This window comes from Kitasatospora sp. NPDC007106, assembly GCF_040634455.1.
GTDB lineage: Bacteria > Actinomycetota > Actinomycetes > Streptomycetales > Streptomycetaceae > Kitasatospora > Kitasatospora arboriphila.
The window spans coordinates 1-2,147 of the sequence record NZ_JBEYFP010000937.1 but is presented as its reverse complement, the minus strand read 5'-3'; the positions used below and the strand labels follow the sequence as shown (position 1 = coordinate 2,147).

The 2,147-nt window shown below is 74.8% G+C and carries 1 protein-coding gene; it reads right to left on the bottom strand.

Annotated features, from left to right (window positions below; translation table 11 throughout):
* The coding region (gene ppsA / locus ABZ641_RS34215) for a phosphoenolpyruvate synthase (protein WP_359988230.1) at window positions 1-1,757 on the bottom strand (1,757 nt) is incomplete at its 3' end.
* Between the last annotated feature and the right edge of the window lie 390 nt (window positions 1,758-2,147).

Genomic DNA, 2,147 nt, shown 5'->3' with positions numbered 1-2,147 from the left:
CCGCCGACCAGCCGGGCGTACTCGTTGGTCTTGAAGTCGCTGGTGCGCACCACCACCGGGTCGGGCCAGCGGGAGGCGGCGATCCGTGCGACGCCCTGGGCCAGCCGGTCGACGAAGTACTCGGTGCGGTCGGGGTGGCCGTCGCTCAGCGCGTCCACCAGCCGCCGGTCCTCGGGGGAGAGCCGGTCGGGGTGGAGCAGCGCCAGGGGATGCACCCGGACCTGGTGGGCCACGACGAACTCCGTCCGCGCGAGCCCCACGCCGTCCGCGGGCAGGCGCCACCAGCGGAACGCCGCGGCCGGGTCCGCCAGGTTCAGCATCACCTTGGTCCGGGTGGCCGGCAGCGAGCCGAGGTCGGTCTCCGACTCCTCGAAGTCGACGCGGCCGCGGTAGACGTGGCCATCGGCGCCCTCCGCGCAGGAGACGGTGACCTCCTGTCCGTCGTCGAGGACCTCGGTCGCCCGGCCGGTGCCGACCACGGCCGGTACGCCGAGTTCGCGGCTGACGATCGCCGCGTGCGAGGTGCGTCCCCCGTGGTCGGTGACGATCGCCGAGGCCCTCTTCATCAGCGGTTCCCAGTCGGGGTCGGTGATCGCGGTGACCAGGACCGCGCCGGCGGGGAAGCGGCCGATCTCGACCGGGCTGCTCAGCTTGCTGACCGGGCCTGCGCCGACGGCCTCCCCGACGGCGATGCCGTCCACCAGCCGCTCGCCGGTGCCGGTCAGCCGGTAGCGCCGCAGGACGGCCCCGCGGCGCCGCGACTGCACCGTCTCCGGCCGCGCCTGGACGACGAACAGCTGTCCGCTGCGGCCGTCCTTCGCCCATTCCAGGTCCATCGGGCAGCCGTAGTGCTCCTCGACGGCGACCGCCCACTCGGCCAGCCGCCGGACCTCGCCGTGGTCCAGCACCAGGGCGCCGCGCTCCTCCGCCGAGGTCTCGACGATCCGGGTGAGGCCCTCGTCGCCGTACACCGACTTGTGCCGCTTGGGGCCGCAGACCGCCTGCAGCACCGGATCGAGTCCCGGGTCCTTCAGCAGCGGCTTGAACACCAGGTACTCGTCGGGGTCGACCTGGCCGCTGACCACCGTCTCGCCGAGCCCCCATGCCGCACTCACCACGACGGCCTCAGGGAACCCGCTCTCCGGGTCCAGGGTGAACATCACGCCCGATCCTCCGAGGTCCGAGCGGACCATCAGCTGCACGCCGACCGACAGCGCCACCGCGAGGTGGTCGAACCCCAGCCGCTCGCGGTAGTCGATCGCCCGGTCGGTGAACAGCGACGCGAAGCACCGCCGGCAGGCGTCCAACAGGGCCTCGGGCCCGCGGACGTTGAGGTAGGTCTCCTGCTGCCCGGCGAAGCTCGCCTCCGGCAGGTCCTCGGCAGTGGCGCTGCTGCGCACGGCCACGTCGGGGTCCGTCCGGCCCGCCTCCCGGCCCAGCCGCGCGTACCCGTCCGTGAGTTCCCCGGCCAGCGCCTCGGGCAGAGGTGTCGCCAGGACGGCGGCCCGGACGGCGGCGCCGACGTCGGCGAGCGGGGCGCCCTCGCGCAGCCGGTCGAACTGCGCGGCGACCTCGTCCCGCAGACCGCCCCGGGCCAGGAACTCGCGGAAGGCGTCGGCCGTCGTGGCGAAGCCGTCGGGCACGCGGACACCGGCCGGCCCGAGGTGCCCGACCAGCTCTCCCAGGGAGGCGTTCTTGCCCCCGACCAAGCCGACGTCGCCCCGTTCGAGGTCGGCGAACCGGATCACTCGGCGCATGGCTCCTCCCGGACGGTTCAGTAGGGCAGTGGGCGGCCCGACGGCGTACGCAGGTCGAGCGGCGGGAGCCGACGTGGCCGGGGGCCGGGCCGCCCGGCGATCCTGATCCGCAGCATTGCTGCCACCTCCTCGGCGGGCCCTTCGACGGTTGCCGGTGGTTCCACCTTCCGTCCGGCTGCTGTCAGGCTTCCAGGGCCCCGTGGCCCGGACCGGTGGGCCGGACGGCCCACCGCCGCCGGTCACCCGGGGTGACGCGTGCCGTCCTGCGGAGGGCGGCCGTGTCCCGCGGCGATGCGCTGCGCGTGCGCCACGATGTCGGCCGCCGCGTGCTCCCCGACACCCAGGGCGTGGATCAGCCGGTGGGCGCTCCAGCCGTGCCGGGCGAGCAAC